The organism is Streptomyces sp. NBC_01216 (assembly GCF_035994945.1).
GTDB lineage: Bacteria > Actinomycetota > Actinomycetes > Streptomycetales > Streptomycetaceae > Streptomyces.
The window spans coordinates 3,917,340-3,933,907 of sequence record NZ_CP108677.1 but is presented as its reverse complement, the minus strand read 5'-3'; the positions used below and the strand labels follow the sequence as shown (position 1 = coordinate 3,933,907).

Below are 16,568 nucleotides of genomic sequence, written 5' to 3'. Positions count from 1 at the left end.
CGGGGAACGGCGTCAGAACGGGAAGCGGCTGCGGCCGTGCTGGACCGAGATCCACTTCTGGGTCGTGAAGGCGTCGATCATCGAGTCGCCGTTCAGGCGCCCTATGCCCGAGTGCTTCTCCCCGCCGAAGGGCACGATCGGCTCGTCGTGCACGGTGCCGTCGTTGATGTGGATCATGCCGGTGTGGATGCGCTTGGCGATCCGCACGCCCCGCTCGACGTCACCGGTGTGGACGGCGCCGCTCAGGCCGTAGGGCGTGTCGTTGGCGATCCGTACGGCCTCGTCCTCGCCGTCGAAGGGGACGATCAGCGCCACCGGGCCGAAGATCTCCTGGCTCAGCACGGGTGCGCCGGGCGCGATGCCGGTGAGCACGGAGGGCGAGACGACGTTGCCGTCCACCGTGCCGTGGAGCAGTGCCGTCGCGCCTTCCTCGACCGTCTGGTCCACGAGGGAGGACACCGCTTCGGCCTGCTGGGGGTTGATGAGCGGCCCGATGTGCGTGCCGGGGTCGGCCGGGTCGCCCACGCGCAGGGTCGCGACCTTCGCCACGAACTTCTCGGTGAACTCCTGCTCCAGGCCGCGGTCCACGAGAATCCGGTTGGCGGCCATGCAGACCTGGCCCTGGTGTACGAAACGGCTGAAGACGGCCGCGTCCACCGCGTAGTCGACGTCCGCGTCGTCGAGGACGATCAAGGCGCTGTTGCCGCCGAGTTCGAGGATCGCGTGCTTGAAGTTCTGCGCGCAGACGGTGGCGACGTGGCGGCCGACCCGGTCGGAGCCGGTGAAGGAGATGACCTTCGGGATCGGGTGGGTCAGCAGCGCGTCGCCGATCTCGGCGATGTCCGTCACGACGACGTTCAGCAGCCCGGCGGGCAGCCCGGCTTCCTCCAGGACCTTCGCGACGAGCGTGCCGCCGCAGACCGGGGTGTTCTGGTGCGGCTTGAGGACGACGGCGTTGCCGAGGGCCAGCGCGGGAGCGACCGACTTGAGCGAGAGGAGGAAGGGGAAGTTGAAGGGCGAGATGACGCCGACGACACCGACCGGGAGACGGTAGACGCGGTTCTCCTTGCCGTCGACCGGCGAGGGCAGGATGCGGCCCTCGGGCCGGAGCGCCAGCTGGATCGCCTCGCGGAGGAACTCCTTGGCGAGGTGCAGCTCGAACCCCGCCTTCAGGCGGGTCCCGCCGAGTTCGGCGACGATCGTCTCGGCGATCTCCTGCTCGCGGTCCTCGACGATCCGCAGCGCGCGCTCGAAGACGAGGCGGCGGGTGTACGGGTTGGTCTCGGCCCATGCCGTCTGGGCTCGTTCGGCGGCCCGGTAGGCGTGGTCGACCTCGTCGGTGGTGGCGATGGTGATCGAGGCGAGCTTCTCCCCGGTGTAGGGGTTGAAGTCGATGATGTCCCACGACCCGCTGCCGGGCTTCCACTCGCCGTCTATGTACTGGTGGGCCAGGTCGGTGAAGTAGGACATAGGACGAGACCCCTTAACCCGCGGTGGCGGACGTCGGCACTGCCGTGAACTGATGTCACGTCATCGTACTGACGTATCACGAGAGTTGAAGGAGGCCCCGGAGAAGATCCCGGCTTTCCTCGGGGTCGGGACTGTCCTCCTGGAGCCGCTCCATCACCCGGGCGTACTGACCGACTTCCTCGCGCTTGTCGAGGTAGAGGGCGCTGGTGAGCTGCTCCAGGTAGACGACGTCGGACAGGTCCGACTCCGGGAAGCTGAGCATGGTGAACGAACCGCTCTCGCCGGCGTGCCCGCCGAAACTGAAGGGCATCACCTGAAGCGTGACGGAGGGGTGCTCGGACACCTCGATCAGATGCCTCAACTGCCCCCGCATGACGGACCGGTCCCCGTAGGGGCGGCGCAGGGCCGCCTCGTCGAGGACGGCGTGGACCCGGGGGGCGTGTTCGGAGACGAGGATCTTCTGGCGTTCGAGGCGCAGCGCGACGCGCCGGTCGATCTCGGCGCGCGGGGCGTCCGGCATGCCCCGGGTGACGACGGCCTGCGCGTACGCCTCGGTCTGCAACAGGCCGTGTACGAACTGGACTTCGTAGACCCGGATGAGCGAGGCGGCGCCTTCGAGACCGATGTAGGTCTGGAACCATCCCGGCAGAACGTCGCCGAAGCTGTGCCACCACCCGGCCACATTGGCCTCACGGGCGAGCCCGAGGAGCGAGCCGCGCTCCGCCTCGTCGCTGACACCGTAGAGCGTGAGCAGGTCCTCGACGTCTCTGGCCTTGAAGCTCACCCTGCCCAACTCCATGCGGCTGATCTTTGACTCGGAGGCGCGGATCGAGTAACCGGCCGCCTCGCGGGTGATGCCACGCGACTCGCGCAACCGCCTCAGCTGCGAGCCCAGCAGGATGCGTCGTACGACGCTCCCACTCGTTCCGCTCGATTCGACTGCGGTCACGGCTCCAGCCTCTCCTTCGCGTTCCCGGGTCCCGGATTCTGCCACTAAACGCTTCAGCCCGTACACATGCGATTACGGAAAGAGGGCAACTTCAGGGCGACTTCACCGGGAAGACGAAAGGAAGGGGTGGAAGATATCCGCCGAATCGGCGCGTGGAAGGACAGGTCCGGCGCGTGCACGTGCATCTGCCCTTGCATACCGTGGGCGCATTCGGAACCATGGACCCCGCGCAGCCTCGTACTCGATCGTGGCGCGGCGGCGCAGCACCCTTGGCAGCACCTCTAGCACCACGCCGTCGCACCACAGCCGCGATTCGCCGCGATTCCCGGGAGTGCCTCGCATGGGGACGAATGGATCGACCATGCTCGAGCCGCTACGGCAGGGGCTTCCTCCGATCGATCCCAAGACCGTCTCCAACTCGGCCTCCTGCGCCCTCCCGCCTCGCTACGAAGCGGTACGCGGCGCGCGGAAGTTCACCCAGTCGACGCTCACCACATGGGATCTCGCCGACCGCTTCGACGATGTCGCCCTGGTCGTCTCCGAGCTCGTCACCAACGCGCTGCGCCACGCGATGCCCTCGGACCCGCCCCAGGACGAGGGCCGGGGCACACCCGTGCGGCTCCACCTGATGCGCTGGACCGGCCGTCTGGTGTGCGCGGTGCGTGACCCGAGCCATCAGGGTCCCGAGGCGCGTGAGGCCGAGGGCGACTGCGCGTCGGAGTCGGGACGAGGGCTGTTCCTGGTCGACTCCTTCAGCGACAGCTGGGGCTGGCACCCGCTGGCGGGGGCGCTCCACGGCAAGGTCGTCTGGGCGCTCTTCCGACTGGGGCCGGAATAGCGGCGCGGCAGCGCCACGGCGCCCGCGCACGGACTTCGCGCAACGGCCCCGGCAGTCGCCGGGGCCACCGGCCGAGGGTGCGCGGATCGACGGTTCCGGCGCGGCCCCGGGGGCTGGGGAACACCCGCACCGCTCTTCGGTGACCCGGGGGCCGGTGGTCCTCCGGCCGCCTGCCGCCCGACGCCGAAGCCCCTGATGCCGAGGCATCCGGTCGCGCCCGCCCGCCGAGGACCTTCCACCACCCCCGGCACGGCCCGCGCCTCTCGGCTCCGGTGCGGCCCGTGCGGGCGCCCGTGCGTCCTCCCGTGCGCGAACCGCCGCGCCGCCTCACACCAGGTGGTCGAACTCCCCGTCCTTGACGCCGAGGAGCAGTGCCTCTATCTCGGCGGGCGTGTAGACGAGCGCCGGCCCGTCCGGGTGCCGGGAGTTGCGGACCGCCACGTTCCCACCGGGCAGTTTGGCGAACTCCACGCAGGATCCCTGGGAGTTGCTGTGCCTGCTCTTCTGCCAGACGACACCTTCCAGCTCGGTGGCCGCCATGCCGTTGTACGCACGATGCGCGTGATGCATTGGGAGCTCCCGAGTTGCTTGTTGCAGGTGTCAACTTCCTCGGATCATAGCTGTGTTCATATGTCGATGCATGAGCAGATGCACGTGCACGCGGGGTGCTGTGTCGACTACGCGACACAGCGTGCGTACGGCCTACCGGCGGGTACGGCGAGCGCGCCACTGACCGGGCCTCGTCGGCCGGCTTGGCGAACCGCTCGCCTGCCGCCGGTCCGCCGTCCCGGCCACCCTACGACTTTCGATCTTGCTCCGGCGCGGGGGACGCCCGGCCGGCGGACGCCCCGGACACCGGCTCCCGAGCCGGCACCCGGTGTCGCCGGCCGACCGTCGATACCGGCATCCCCCTGTAAGGACGCGGCAGCCGTCACGCCGGTTCACCCACGGCGCCGCCGGCGGCGGTTTCGCTCACCGCACCGAACGGCCCCGGTCCGCTCACTCCCCCCGGGACACCCGCGGGCGGCCCCGGTCCAGGCCCGCCCGGTTCGCCGCCGTCGTGCCGTGCGTCCAGCCCGCCTCGTCCCAGGCCGCCCGGACCCGGGTCGTCCGGGTCTCCGGGAACATCTCGTCCGCGCGCGCGGTGACCGCGACATCGCGCGAGGCGAGGACGGGCAGCAGTGTCGGCGCCTCGGCCGCCACGCGCCGCGAGGTACTGGCCAGCCGGGCACCGAGCCGGTTCGCGTAGGCCAGGAGGAAGGACTGCCGGAAGGACTTCGTGCGCTTCCGGCCGCCCTTCCGTTGTTCCGCCTCCGCTCGGGTCATCGCCGCCATCCCCTGGACCAGGAGCGAGGCGTAGAGCAGCTCCACCGGTCCCAGGTCCGCCTCGAAGCCGACCACCGTCGAGAAGCCGTACGTCTCGTTCCACACCGCCCGGCAGTGGTTCGCGGTCGCCACCGCGTCCAGCAGGATCGCCTGCGCCTGCTCGTACGGCGGCTCCACGCCGATCCGTACGGCCCCGGGCGTCGCTCCCGCCGTCCTCGGCGCGCCGCCCTGCGTCGCCACCCCGTCCAGGCTGTGCCGGGCCATCAGCTCCTGCGCCTTGGCCGCCAGCGCCTCCGCCTCCTCCGGGTAACCGGTCGCCTCGGCCTTGGCGAGCAGGGCTCGGATCCGGGTCAGCATCCGCGGTTCGCCCACCGCCGCGGGGGGCAGCGGCGCGTCACCCGGCACGGGCCCCACCGGGTCCAGGGACGGCAGCCTGACCAGGAGGCGGTACAGCTCCAGGACCGCCGTGGCGTACGAGAAGCGGTCCGCTCGCCAGGCACGGGTGTCCAGTGCGGCGATCTGCGCGGCCCACCGGTCGGGCAGCCGCTCGTAACCGGCCGTCTCGGCCTCGATCAGCGCCCCGAGCAGCCGCAGGTGCGGTTCCTCGAGATCACGCCTCGCCAGCCGCGCGACATCCGCGGGCTGCCAGCCGCGCTCCCAGGCCCGCCGAACGAACTCCACTCCGCGCCGGGACAGTTCGGCGTCGGCCGCCGGGTCGGCGGCGAGCAGGGACGCCGCCGCGTCGAGCGCGGCCACCTCGTCGGTGTACAGGGCGGCCCCGAAGGCTTCCTCGACCGTGCTCACGTCTGCTGGGCGTCCCATTCCGCACGGGCCCGCCCGATCACCTCGCGATGGTCGAGCGACCAGTCGATCAGCTGCTTGATCAGGTGCGTCAGGCTGTGCCGGGTCTCCGTCAGCGCGTACTCCACCTGCGGCGGAACCGTCGGGTACACCGTCCGCGTCACGAGCCCGTCCCGTTCCAGGCGGCGCAGGGTGAGCGTCAGCATCCGCTGCGAGATGCCGCGGACCAGCCGCTGGAGCTCCTTGAACCGTCTCGCACCCGCGGCCGGCTCGACGACCACGTGCACGGTCCACCTGTCGCCGAGCCGGTCCTGCACCTCGCGTACGCCGCACTCGTCCGCGCGGCTGACGACGGGCTCGGTGGTTACCTCCGTGTGCCCCACTGACACGAATGTGCCTCCTTCCGGGTTCCGTGGCCTCCCACCATGCTGGCAGGCGTCACCACCCACCCACACCATCAGGGGGAACCATGTTGCTCGTGACCGGTGTCTCCGGCGCACTCGGACGGCTCGTCGCGGAGCGACTCGCGGGCCGGGACGACGTCGTCCTCGGCACCCGCGCCGGACTGCCCGGAACCCGCCGGGTCGACTTCGACGAGCCCGGCACGCTCGCGGCGGCCTTCACCACGGTGGCCGGGACCGGTCGCGCGACGGCGGCGCACCGGAGCGCCCGGTGGCGGGCGGGTGGGCGTCCGGGAAGGCGCGCCTTCCGCTCCCCGGTACCGTCGACCGGACATCCAGCCGTCCACAGCCTGTGGATATCGAGTGGTGACGCCCACCCGGGGAGCCCGCCCGGCCCCGGCCCCCGGCGCCGGTCCCCCGCCCAAGACCACCGACCGCCCCGGCACCGGCCGCGACGGCCCCGCGACAGGAGCGGGTGCCCGCCGCCGAGCGGGGTGTGCCGACGGTCGAGCCGACCCGGTGGCCTTCCTCCCCGCGTGCGCGCGGCACGCCGAGCGGCGATCGTGGACGGGCGGGGCGGCGACCGGGGTCGGAGCCAGGCCGCCGCCCCGCCCGTGGCTCCGCGCCGGTCCGGCACGGGCGCGGGACCAGCCCGCGGCGCACATGGCCCCGCCCGTCGCCGGGTGCCTGACCCTCGCCGCCTCCGTCAGCGGTGGCGTTGTCGGCGGCGGCTGACAGACTCGCGTCCATGAGCGAGAGGTGGGCGCTGGCCGGTGACACGGAGGGTGACGGAGCACGACTCGTCCCCCTCGGTCCCGACGGTCTGCCCGTCGGGACCGTCGTCCACGAGCCCGACCTCGTCGCCGCCGTCCGCTCGAGGCCCGACGTCACGCGCTGGGTCTGGCGGTCGACCGCCGAGGTGTATCCCCGCCTCCTGGCCGCCGGGGTGCGTGTCGAGCGGTGCTACGACGTCGAGATCGCCGAACAGCTCCTCCTCGGGCACGAGGGCCGGCTCGGCGAACCCCGTTCCGCGGCGGCAGCCCTGGCTCGCCTGCGGAACACGCCCGTACCGCCCGATCCGCCCCCGCGCGCCGCCGCGCCCGGTTCACAGGACTCCCTGTTCGAGCCCGCGCCGTCCGCCGGGATCTCCTTCGAGGGCCTGCTGGAGGTCTACGCCGAACAGCGGCGCCGGCACGACCGCGCCGAACACCCCGGCAGAATGCGGCTGCTGACCGCGGCCGAGTCCGCCGGGATGCTCGTCGCCGCGGAGATGCACCGCGCCGGCCTGCCCTGGCGGGCCGATGCGCACCGGGAGGTGCTGCACGGCCTGCTCGGCGAGCGGTACGCCGGAGGCGGCGAGCCCCGCAGGCTGGCCGAACTCGCCGACGAGGTGTCCGCCGCCTTCGGCCACCGCGTCCGCCCCGACCTGCCCGCCGACGTCGTCCGGGCCTTCGCGCGCGCCGGGATCCGCGTGCGGTCCACCCGCCGCTGGGAGCTGGAGGGCATCGACCACCCGGCCGTCGCCCCCCTGGTCTCGTACAAGAAGCTGTACCGGATCTGGACCGCCCACGGCTGGTCCTGGCTCCAGGACTGGGTGCACGACGGCCGCTTCCGCCCCGAGTACCTGCCCGGCGGCACGGTCACGGGGCGCTGGACCACCAACGGCGGCGGCGCCCTCCAGATCCCCAAGGTGATCCGGCAGGCCGTCGTCGCCGACGAGGGCTGGCGGCTCGTCGTCGCGGACGCCGACCAGATGGAGCCCCGGGTCCTGGCCGCGATCTCCCACGACCCGGGCCTGATGGAGGTCGCCGCACACCCCGACGACCTCTATACCCGACTGTCCGACCGGGCCTTCTCCGGCGACCGGGAGCACGCCAAGATCGCCCTGCTCGGCGCGATCTACGGCCAGACCAGCGGCGACGGCCTGAAGAACCTCGCCGCGCTGCGCCGCCGCTTCCCCCGGGCCGTGGCCTACGTCGACGACGCGGCGAAGGCGGGCGAGGAGGGCCGGCTCGTGCGGACCTGGCTGGGGCGCACCAGCCCGCGTGCCGTCGGCGGCGGCGAGGACAACGAGAACGACGAGGCGGGCATCCCTCAGGGGTCCGGCCCGGGAGAAGACGGCTCCGAGGCCGCGGGAAGCGGGTACACCGCCGGATACGCGTCCTCCGACGCCCGTGCGCGCGGCCGTTTCACCCGGAACTTCGTGGTGCAGGGCAGCGCCGCGGACTGGGCCCTGCTGATGCTCGCCGCGCTCCGCCGGTCCCTCTGGGCGATGCGGGCCGAGCTGGTCTTCTTCCAGCACGACGAGGTGATCGTGCACTGCCCGGCCGAGGAGGCGGAGGCGGTCACGGCGGCGATCGGCGCGGCCGGAGACGAAGCGGCCCTGATCGCCTTCGGACGGACCCCCGTGCGCTTCCCTTTCACGACGTCGACGGTCGAGCGCTACTCCGACGCCGCCTAGAGGCGTCCTGAAGATCTTGAAATCGTGCCCGGCTTGCGGCAATTCATACCGATTGACATTTACTGGCGATCCGGGGTGAGTCGGGCGGCCGAAGCAAGGTCTTCATCGGTCTTCCAGCGCCGGAGTCCGGGCGCGAGGGGTCGGCGGACGCTTTCGGACGAGTTCATGAGTCGCGAGCATCCAAAACCACTCGAAACGGGGTAATCATGGAGTATGAACGCTTTTCTCGCGGATTCCGCAGGGGGCGCGACACTGGCCGGTGTCTGGCAATCGGGCCTGGGCCAGCTCCTCGGCGGTCTGATCATCGTCGCCGTACTGATCGGTGGGGTCTACCTGGGCTTCCGGGTCAGGGACAAGGAATCACCGACACCCAAGCCGGAGGAACAACCGCACCGCCCGGAGACCGACGCGCTCCCCGGTGAGATGTCCGAGTACCGCCGTCCCGCGGAGATGCCGCAGACCGACGGCGAACACCGGCTCATGCCGTACCAGCTCAAGGAATCGGGCTCGGAGACCTCACCCGAGCCACCGACCGAGGAGAAGCGGAAGTGGGGCGGCATCAGCAGCGGCGGCTTCGGCAGCGGCGGCACGGGCCACGGCGACTGACGCCGGTACGGCCCCCGCCCGGCCATGGGCGGGGGCCGACACCCACTCCGCTCACGTGTCGCCCACGCGAGTCGCCCGTCCGCCCGGCCTCCACGCCACGCGCCGACCGCCCGTCCGGTCCTGGCACCGGCACCGAACCCCGCTGAGGGCCGGTACCGGCCCTCAGGTCGCACAGACGTCTGAGTAGGCTCGTCCTCGCTCATCACAGACCGGGGGGAGACCGCACGTGGAACGTCTGCGCGAGGACGACCCTCCCTGGACCGGACCACACCGCACGCTGGCCCGGCTCGCCCCGGAGTCCGAACAGGCCGTACCGGAACGCCTCTTCATCAGCCGCGGCGCCGACGGCGACCGCACCTCCCTCGTCCGCCTTCCGCTCGCCGGAGCGGACCCCGCCCGCTGGACCGTCGAGGCGGAGGACGCCCGCCGCCTCTCGATCCCGGGGTTCCTCACGGTCGAGGAGGTCGGCGGCCCGGGTGACCTGCGCTGGTGCGCGACACCGTACGTCCCGGCACTCCCCCTGCCCGCCGTCCTGCGGGCCCACGGCGGTCCGCTGCCCGAGCCCGTCGTGCGGGCACTGGGCACCGCCCTCGCCGGGACGCTGGCCGCTGCCCACGCCCACGGCGTGACGCACGCGGGTCTCTCCCCGGCAGCCGTCCTGCTCACCACCGAAGGCCCCCGCCTCAGTTGCTTCGGGGCCGTGCGGGCCGCCGCCCCCGACGGTGAGCACCGCAGCGGACTGCCGGGACTGGACTCCGGCAGCCTCGCCCCGGAGCAGGCATCCGGCGGACGGCCACGCCCCCTGGGAGACGTGTACGCCCTGGGCGCGGTACTCGCCCAGGCGAGCACCGGCCACACCGTGCCCGAAAGCCGGGAACTGCCCCCCTCGCTGCGCGCCGTGATCTCGGCATGCCTCGCCCGTGATCCCGCGAGACGCCCCCAGGCGCACGAGGTCCTCACCCACCTGGCGCACGGCGCGAGTACGGCGACGCCTCCGCCGACGCATCCGCCCACCGCCCTGGACACGGTCGCTCCGATTCCGCTGCCGGCAGCCGTGATCGCCGCGCTGGCACGCCAGTCGGCGCGGGTCCTCGCCGCCGAACTCCCCTCCCCCGCCGCTCTGGACTGATGGCCGATGTTCTCCCCGCTCACCCATGACGACCCGCACGGCCTCGGCCCGTACCGCCTCATCGCCCGCCTGGGCAGCGGCGGCATGGGCACCGTCTACCTCGCCCGCTCGGCCACAGGCCGTACGGCGGCGCTGAAGACGATGCACGCCCACGTCGCCGCCGACCCCGCCGGCCGCACCCGCTTCCGCCTGGAGGTGGACGCGGCCCGCGTCATCGGCCCCGTCCACGGCGCCCGCGTCTTCGACGCCGACCCGCTCGCCGAAACTCCCTGGCTGGCCACCGAGTACGTGCTCGGCCCGTCCCTCGACCACGCGGTCTCCGTCGCGGGGCCACTCCCCGAGCCGGCGGTCCGCGCGATGGGGGCCCTGCTGTGCACGGCACTGGCCCAGCTCCATGCCTCGGAGGTCGTCCACCGCGACCTCAAACCATCCAACATCATGATCACCGCGGACGGTCCCAAGGTCATCGACTTCGGCATCGCCCGCGCCATCGGCGACGACCGCCTCACCCGCACCGGTACCGTCGCGGGCACGCCCGCCTTCATGTCCCCCGAACAGGCGACCGGCCAGGAACACACCTCCGCCGGCGACGTGTTCGCCGTCGCCGGGGTCCTCACCTACGCGGCCACCGGCCGGGGGCCCTTCGGTACCGGACAGCACGCCGACCTCCTCTACCGCGTCCGCTACGCCGAACCCGACCTCACCGGAGTCCCCGCGGCCCTGGTCCCGGTCCTGACCCGCTGCCTCGGCAAGAACCCCGCCGACCGCCCCACCACCGGCGAACTCGCCGACCGACTGCACCACGGACAGGGCGACTTCTCCGCCCATCTCCCCGAACCCCTGCTCCTGGAGATCGCCCGCCGCTCCGGCGGCGTCTGGCGCGCCCGGCCGCACCGCCTTCCGGCGCCCGCCGACCCCGCCGACCCCGCCGACGCCGAGACCTCTCCCGGCGGCGAGCCGACGCCCTCGTCCGCGCTCTCCCGCCGCAAGCTCTTCGCGCTCGGGGGGAGTTCGGTACTCGGCGCGGCGGTGGCCGGAGCCGGAGCCTGGGCCTGGCTGGGCCGTCCGGGCGGCACCCGTTCGGACGGCTCCGGCAGCACGTCACCGGCCCCGTCACCGGAGAAACCCGCCTGGGACCTCCTCTGGCAGGTACAGACCCGCTACACGGACCCTCTCACCCTCCCCGCCCCGCTCGTCCTCGACGGACTGCTCCTCGTGGGGGAGTACGGCGTCAAGGGCCTGGACCCCGCGACGGGCGAGGCCAAGTGGCCCGATTCCGAGGTCTGGTTCATGCGCCGCACGGCCACGGACGGCAAGAAGCTCTACGCCGTCGACTACACCCTCGAAGAGACCGATCCCCTCACCGTCGCCACGGTCGACCGGGACACCGGAAAGATCGACGCCCCGTTCGGCGAACTCGAGGACCTGCGAGCGATTCTCTACGGTACCCAACTGCTCTGCGCGACGAGCGAGGCCGTCTTCCTGGCCGCGGGACGGGGTCCCCAGGCGAAGACCGGCTTCCACCGGGACCAGACATGGTTCCTGCTGGCCGTCGACACCCGCACGGGCAGCAAGCTCTGGGAGGTTCCGCTCCCCGCCCGCCCCCACTCCTCCGAGCGCCTGCACTTCCTCTCCGCCCGGGCCGTGGGCGCGTACCTCGTCCTCGTCCAGCAGTCCGCGGACGGAGAACCACGCCTCGTCGTCCACGACGCACGGACGGGCAAGGCACTCTGGAACCGGCCGCTCGGCGGCGAGCAGCCGGTTCTCAGCCGGGCGCATCTGGCCGTGGACGGCCGGTACGTGTATCCGGCGGCGGGTGAACTCGTCGCGCTCGGCCTCGCCGACGGCGAGGAGGGCTGGCGTTTCGAGGGGCGGACTCCGGGAGCCCGGTTCAGCCCCGCGACCGTCGACGACGGTGTGGTGTACGCGGTGGAGGAAGGCCGCGGAACGGTCGCGCTCGACGCCGCGAACGGCCGGCAGCGATGGGCGGAGAAGAGTCGCGCGGTCACCGCCGAGGACCTCGACACGCCCCCCGTGGCCGGGATCGCGTACGTGTACAGCAAGGCGTCCTCCGGGATGGTGGCCGTGGACATCCGCACCGGCACCCTGTCCCGCCCCTTCAAGGCCGCCAGGGCACGGTACTTCGCCCACAGGTCCGCCGAGCGGCTCATCGCCATCGGCGACGAGTACACCGCCGCGTACCCCCTCGCCTGAGCTCACAGAAAGCCTCACACGCCATGAAGCCCCTGGAATCCGGAGACCCGATCCGACTGGGCCCGTACCGCGTCCACTCCGTGCTCGGCGAAGGCGGCATGGGCAAGGTCTACGTCGGCCAGGACGGCGAAGGGCGCGCGGCCGCCGTCAAGGTGCTGCACCCCCACCTGACGCACGACGCGGACCTCACCCGTCGGTTCGTCCGCGAGGCACAGATGGCCAGGGCGGTCACGGCCGGGACGGTGGCCCGGGTCCTGGACGCCCAGACGGAGGGCGGCCGTCCCTGGATCGCCACCGAGTTCCTGCCCGGCCCCACCCTCGCGGAGGCCGTCCAGGCCCACGGGGCACTCGACGAGGCGTCGGTACGGGCACTGGCGGCGGCGCTCGCCCGCGCGCTGCGGGACATACACGCCGCCGGACTCGTCCACCGCGACCTGAAGCCCGCCAACATCGTGCTCACCGCGACCGGCCCCCGGGTCATCGACTTCGGCATCGCCCGCCCCGAACACGGCCTCACCCTCACCACCACCGGCCAGGTCCCGGTCACCCCCGGTTACGGCGCGCCCGAGCAGGTGCTCGGACAGCGTGTCGGTGCGGCGGCCGACGTCTTCTCCCTCGGCGCCGTCCTGGTGTTCGCGGCGAGCGGGCGGCACGCGTACGAGGGCGCGCATGTCGCCGCCGTACAGTACGAGGTCGTCCACGGCGCACCGCGCCTCGACCGCGTACCGCCTGCGCTCCGGCCGCTGATCGGCCCGTGCCTCGCCAAGGACCCGGCGGCGCGGCCCCTGCCCGCCGCGGTCCTCCAGGCGGCGGCCCCGCCCCACGGCGCGGAACGCGTCTGGCGGAAGGGGCCGATCGCACAGGACATCACCACCCGCGAACACCACCTCCACCAGCTGACCACCACGGCGGGCGCCGTCGCACCGCGTCCGCTCACCCGGCGTCGGCTGCTCACCGGCCTCGCGGCCGGCGGAACCGTACTCGCGGCCGGTGGCGGGGCCGCCGCCTGGTGGTACGGGAAGGGCGGCGGCCCCTTCGACATACCGGAGGCCGTACCGACTCCGAAGGCGCGCGTCCTGGACGCGAAGAACGGCGACTACGTCCTCGGCGAGGCGCCCGAACCGCTCTGGAAGGTCCCGTCCGCGCTCGCCGAGGAGGCGACGGCGCCGTTGCCCGTGCGGGACGTCCTGATCGTCGCGGCGCCGAAGGGCGGCATCGCCGCGCGCAGCGTCGTCGACGGCTCGGTCCGCTGGTCGGCGCCTGACGTGGTGGCCGCCGGTCGCTATCTGTCCCTCTCCGACCGGTTGGTGGCGGCCGTGGACCGGGACGGCACGCTCGTCACGTTCGTCGCCTCGACCGGCGAGCCCAAATGGACGTCCCCCGCACGGGCCGCCTCGCTGCTCGCCGCGGACGCCGAAGCGGTCTACGCGATCACCGAGGACGGCCGGGTGAGCGCCGTGAACCGGTCCGACGCCAAGGTCCGCTGGACCGCGCGGGTCGACGCGGACCTCGGCGAGAAGGCGGCGTCACGCGGCCTGGCCGCGCGGCGCCGGCTGGTCATCACGGCCGCGGACGGTTCCGTGATCGCCCTGGACACCGCCGACGGCCGAAAGATCTGGCAGCAGCGGAAGCTGACCGTATCGGGCCGGGCCCAGGCCGCCGAGTCGGACGGCACTCTGTGCGTGGCGGGCAAGCAACTGTTCGCCTTCGGCCTCGTCGGCGGCGAGGAACTCTGGTCGACCGACAGCCCGGCACTGCCCAACGGCGATCCGGCCTTCTGGAGTTCCCCGACGTTCGACGGCCCGGCCGTGTACGCGACCGAGGTCATCTTCCCCGTCCAGCTCGACATCCGGACGGGAAAGGCCACCGACTGGCGCTACAGCGGGCTCCTCGAATGCGACGCGGGCAGCCCCCTCGTGCTGCAGGGCAGTGGGCTCTGGTCGGTGGCCGCCAACGAGAAGCAGGCGGCGATCCAGGCCCTGGACCTGTCCGCCGCGTCCCGCCCGACGTGGACGTTCCCGATGCTGGAGAACCGTGACCGCTACTGGCTCACGGGCGACGCGAACCGGGTCTTCGTCCTTGACGGCACGTCACTCAGTGCCCTGCCCGTGTTCTGACCGACCGCGCCCCGGCCAGAAGACGCGACAGCACGGCCGCGTCCAGGCCGGCCACCCGCAACGCGCGATCCGGCGGCTCGGGTCGCGGGCTGGTACACGACGACATCCGGGCACCGACTCGTGAGCGGAACGTCCTGGAGACAGACGTCGAAGTCGGTATCGGCGTTCCAGTCAGGTCCCGCGGCCTCCTCCTCCCGCTGAACTCAGCGCACCGTCCCAGCCCCCCCGGCACACCGGACGCCAGAACAGCCGGCGCGCGCTTCGGCCGTCCAGCAGGCCCGGCTCACCGACGCCACCGCAACCCACGACCCGATGGCCGCCCGGCTCGCCACCGCGAGCACGGAGCACCGCCGTGCATTCGGCCTGCGCCGCTGCTTCCGCTCTGCCGCGACGGGCCGCTCACCGGCGACCACCGGCGGGCGAGACCCGTGTCCACGGGTTGACAGCCCCGTCGCTCCCGCATGCTCACGCACGAGGTATCGGACCCCCGCTGCCGCATGTCCGCTCAGGTAAGGGGCATGAAAAAGCCCCAGGTCACGGCGAGTGAGTCCTGGGGCTGATCCGAGCCGCCTTCGGGATTCGAACCCGAGACCTACGCATTACGAGGCCGACAGCGATCGTGCCGGGCTGTGCCATGGGATCGTGACAGATCCCGTTTCCCCAGATCACAGCACATGTCGCGGTCCCGCTGTGCGTGCCCAGTGCCGCACCGTCCAAAGGCGTCCGCGCTCCCCTCGCGCTCCCCTGACCGCCTTCGGTGGCGGTCTGACAGCGGACAGCTGTCGGAATGCGCGCCGCGGAGCCGCCTGTGTGGTTCCGACAACTCCGGGCATCCAGTTCCGCCCCGGCGACCGCATCCGCGTCGTCGACGTCCACACCTCGCCCCGCGGCAAGCGCGTCAGCCGAGGTCGGACAGGAGTTCGGGTAGCAGTCGTTCCTCCATGACCGCCTGGCCCGACTCGCTCAGTGCGGAAGCGAGGGAGGGGTCCCAGGGGCTGGCGGCGGGCGATCCGGCCAGCCCCGTGGACTCGCCCCGTTCCAGGGCGCCCCGGTAGTCGGCCGCGGTCATGCGCCAGGGACGGGCACCGTGCCGCTCCAGGGCGGCGGCGGTGATCCGCAGGCCGGTCCAGTCGAAGTCCGCGCGCCAGTGCAGGCGGGCGCCGGCGCGGGCCGCGGCGGCGAGGAGCCTATGGCAGGCGGCGGAGGGAACGCCTTCGGTGCAGACCAGGGCCGCGGCGCGGTCGGCGAGTTCGGCGGCGGCGGCGCGCAGGACGGCCGGGTTCTCGCAGACGTGGATCTCGCGGGCGGCGGGCACGACGTCGGCGCTGGTCAGCTGGTGGAGCGTGAGGCGGAAGGGGATGCCGAAGCCGGTGGCGTCGCGCAGCCAGTCGCAGACCGTGTCGTCGCCCATGGCGCCGACGTTGAGGACGAGGACCTGGCTGGCGAGGTCGTCGGCGACGGCTCCGGCGCCTTCCCACAGGGCGCGGCGCCCCGCCCGGTCCTGGGGAACCCGGACCGGCGGCCCGCCGTCGGCCGCGGCGCGCTGGGCGAGGGCGCGCAGCACGAGTTGTTCGAGCGGGCCGCCCGGGACCAGGGCCTTGGTGTCCCCCGTGGTCCACTCCGCGAGGACGGGCAGGGGAAGCGGGCCCCGGCCGCCGTCGCCGCGTGTTCCGGGCAGGTCCGGTAGATCCGGTAGGTCCGGCAACTCCAGTACCTCCAGCACACGGACGGCCGCCGCCAGCAGGGCGCCGTCGCCACGCCGCACGAGGCGGGTGAGGGTGCCGTCGGCGGTGACCCTCTCCAACCAGGCCGGGTACCAGTCCCGGCCGACCAGGGGTGAGGCGTGGGCCGCTTCGAGAACTCGGGCACGGGCGGCCGCCTCGTCGGCGCGCTCGGCCGGCCGGTCGCGCAGCGGGCCGCGCAGAGCGCCCAGGGTCTGGAGCAGGCCGGTGCCGTACCGGTCGTACAGGTAGGTGTCGAGGTCGGAGAGGGGAATGGTGAGACGTCTGACGGTCTCGGGGCGATAGCGGCCGGTGACGCCGATGACCGTACGGCGTTCGGCTTCGGTGGGCGCGGTGAGGCCGATGTCGCCGTCGAGGGCTCCTCCGGTGCGCTCAAGCCGGCGCCGGGCGGCGGCGATCAGGCGCCGCCAGCCCTCGCCGGCCAGTTCGGCGTACGACGGCGGGGGTGTCGCACCGCTCGGCTCGGAGCGTGGAGGCGAACCCGCGACCGGACCCGATGGGTCTGCCGCCACGT

General features: G+C 72.9%; 12 protein-coding genes and 1 pseudogene. 6 read left to right on the top strand and 7 right to left on the bottom strand.

Annotated features, from left to right (window positions below; genetic code table 11):
- Nucleotides 1-12 precede the first annotated feature (12 nt).
- Together OG393_RS17340 and OG393_RS17335 are read right to left on the bottom strand one after the other, a co-directional pair.
- Nucleotides 13-1,470 (bottom strand): aldehyde dehydrogenase family protein, encoded by a 1,458-nt coding sequence (locus tag OG393_RS17340; protein WP_327375559.1) that lies wholly within the window; start codon nt 1,468-1,470, stop codon nt 13-15.
- A 76-nt stretch (nt 1,471-1,546) separates the two neighbouring features.
- The gene (locus tag OG393_RS17335; RefSeq protein WP_327375558.1) at nt 1,547-2,419 is read right to left on the bottom strand and encodes a helix-turn-helix domain-containing protein; all 873 of its coding nucleotides are present in this window, start codon (nt 2,417-2,419) and stop codon (nt 1,547-1,549) included.
- Between the two features lie 340 nt (nt 2,420-2,759).
- Here OG393_RS17335 and OG393_RS17330 point away from each other — a divergent pair, with 340 nt between their 5' ends.
- Nucleotides 2,760-3,257 carry an ATP-binding protein gene (locus OG393_RS17330; protein WP_327375557.1) on the top strand — a complete coding sequence of 166 codons (498 nt, stop codon included), beginning with the start codon at nt 2,760-2,762 and terminating at the stop codon, nt 3,255-3,257.
- A 327-nt stretch (nt 3,258-3,584) separates the two neighbouring features.
- Here OG393_RS17330 and OG393_RS17325 read toward each other — a convergent pair whose 3' ends face one another.
- The 3 genes from OG393_RS17325 to OG393_RS17315 all read right to left on the bottom strand — a co-directional run bounded on the left by OG393_RS17325 (nt 3,585) and on the right by OG393_RS17315 (nt 5,773).
- On the bottom strand, nt 3,585-3,827 hold the full coding sequence (locus OG393_RS17325) for a DUF397 domain-containing protein (RefSeq protein WP_327375556.1): 243 nt from the start codon (nt 3,825-3,827) through the stop codon (nt 3,585-3,587).
- 429 nt (nt 3,828-4,256) lie between these two features.
- A complete protein-coding gene (locus OG393_RS17320) occupies nt 4,257-5,405 on the bottom strand; it encodes a DUF2786 domain-containing protein (protein WP_327375555.1) in 1,149 nt (382 codons plus the stop codon).
- Nucleotides 5,384-5,773, bottom strand: coding sequence for a winged helix-turn-helix transcriptional regulator (locus OG393_RS17315; RefSeq protein WP_327375554.1), 390 nt, complete (start codon nt 5,771-5,773; stop codon nt 5,384-5,386). The genes OG393_RS17320 and OG393_RS17315 overlap by 22 nt, the downstream gene beginning before the upstream one ends.
- 760 nt (nt 5,774-6,533) lie before the next feature.
- Here OG393_RS17315 and OG393_RS17310 point away from each other — a divergent pair.
- The 5 genes from OG393_RS17310 (at nt 6,534) to OG393_RS17290 (ending at nt 14,312) form a co-directional block, all read left to right on the top strand.
- Complete coding sequence (locus OG393_RS17310; RefSeq protein WP_327375553.1) at nt 6,534-8,246, top strand: bifunctional 3'-5' exonuclease/DNA polymerase; 1,713 nt, start codon at nt 6,534-6,536, stop codon at nt 8,244-8,246.
- 213 nt (nt 8,247-8,459) lie between these two features.
- On the top strand, nt 8,460-8,852 hold the full coding sequence (locus OG393_RS17305) for a DUF6479 family protein (RefSeq protein WP_327375552.1): 393 nt from the start codon (nt 8,460-8,462) through the stop codon (nt 8,850-8,852).
- Nucleotides 8,853-9,078: 226 nt separating this feature from the next.
- Entirely contained in the window at nt 9,079-9,981 is a 903-nt protein-coding gene (locus tag OG393_RS17300; RefSeq protein ID WP_327375551.1) for a serine/threonine protein kinase, read from the top strand.
- A gap of 6 nt (nt 9,982-9,987) precedes the next feature.
- Nucleotides 9,988-12,195 (top strand): serine/threonine-protein kinase, encoded by a 2,208-nt coding sequence (locus OG393_RS17295; protein ID WP_327375550.1) that lies wholly within the window; start codon nt 9,988-9,990, stop codon nt 12,193-12,195.
- 23 nt (nt 12,196-12,218) lie between these two features.
- The gene (locus OG393_RS17290) at nt 12,219-14,312 is read left to right on the top strand and encodes a protein kinase domain-containing protein (protein ID WP_327375549.1); all 2,094 of its coding nucleotides are present in this window, start codon (nt 12,219-12,221) and stop codon (nt 14,310-14,312) included.
- 80 nt (nt 14,313-14,392) lie between these two features.
- On the opposite strand, the pseudogene OG393_RS17285 reads toward OG393_RS17290, so the two are convergent.
- Nucleotides 14,393-14,503: pseudogene (locus OG393_RS17285) on the bottom strand (Uma2 family endonuclease); the annotation flags it as partial.
- Between the two features lie 707 nt (nt 14,504-15,210).
- A complete protein-coding gene (locus tag OG393_RS17280; protein ID WP_327375548.1) occupies nt 15,211-16,566 on the bottom strand; it encodes a TIGR02679 family protein in 1,356 nt (451 codons plus the stop codon).
- Nucleotides 16,567-16,568: the final 2 nt, after the last annotated feature.

Excerpts from the sequence above, each read along its gene's own strand:
- OG393_RS17340 (WP_327375559.1), bottom strand. The coding sequence starts at position 1,470 with ATGTCCTACTTCACCGACCTGGCCCACCAGTACATAGACGGCGAGTGG.
- OG393_RS17330 (WP_327375557.1), top strand. The coding sequence starts at position 2,760 with ATGGGGACGAATGGATCGACCATGCTCGAGCCGCTACGGCAGGGGCTT.
- OG393_RS17325 (WP_327375556.1), bottom strand. The coding sequence starts at position 3,827 with ATGCATCACGCGCATCGTGCGTACAACGGCATGGCGGCCACCGAGCTG.
- OG393_RS17320 (WP_327375555.1), bottom strand. The coding sequence starts at position 5,405 with ATGGGACGCCCAGCAGACGTGAGCACGGTCGAGGAAGCCTTCGGGGCC.
- OG393_RS17310 (WP_327375553.1), top strand. The coding sequence starts at position 6,534 with ATGAGCGAGAGGTGGGCGCTGGCCGGTGACACGGAGGGTGACGGAGCA.
- OG393_RS17305 (WP_327375552.1), top strand. The coding sequence starts at position 8,460 with ATGAACGCTTTTCTCGCGGATTCCGCAGGGGGCGCGACACTGGCCGGT.
- OG393_RS17295 (WP_327375550.1), top strand. The coding sequence starts at position 9,988 with ATGTTCTCCCCGCTCACCCATGACGACCCGCACGGCCTCGGCCCGTAC.
- OG393_RS17290 (WP_327375549.1), top strand. The coding sequence starts at position 12,219 with ATGAAGCCCCTGGAATCCGGAGACCCGATCCGACTGGGCCCGTACCGC.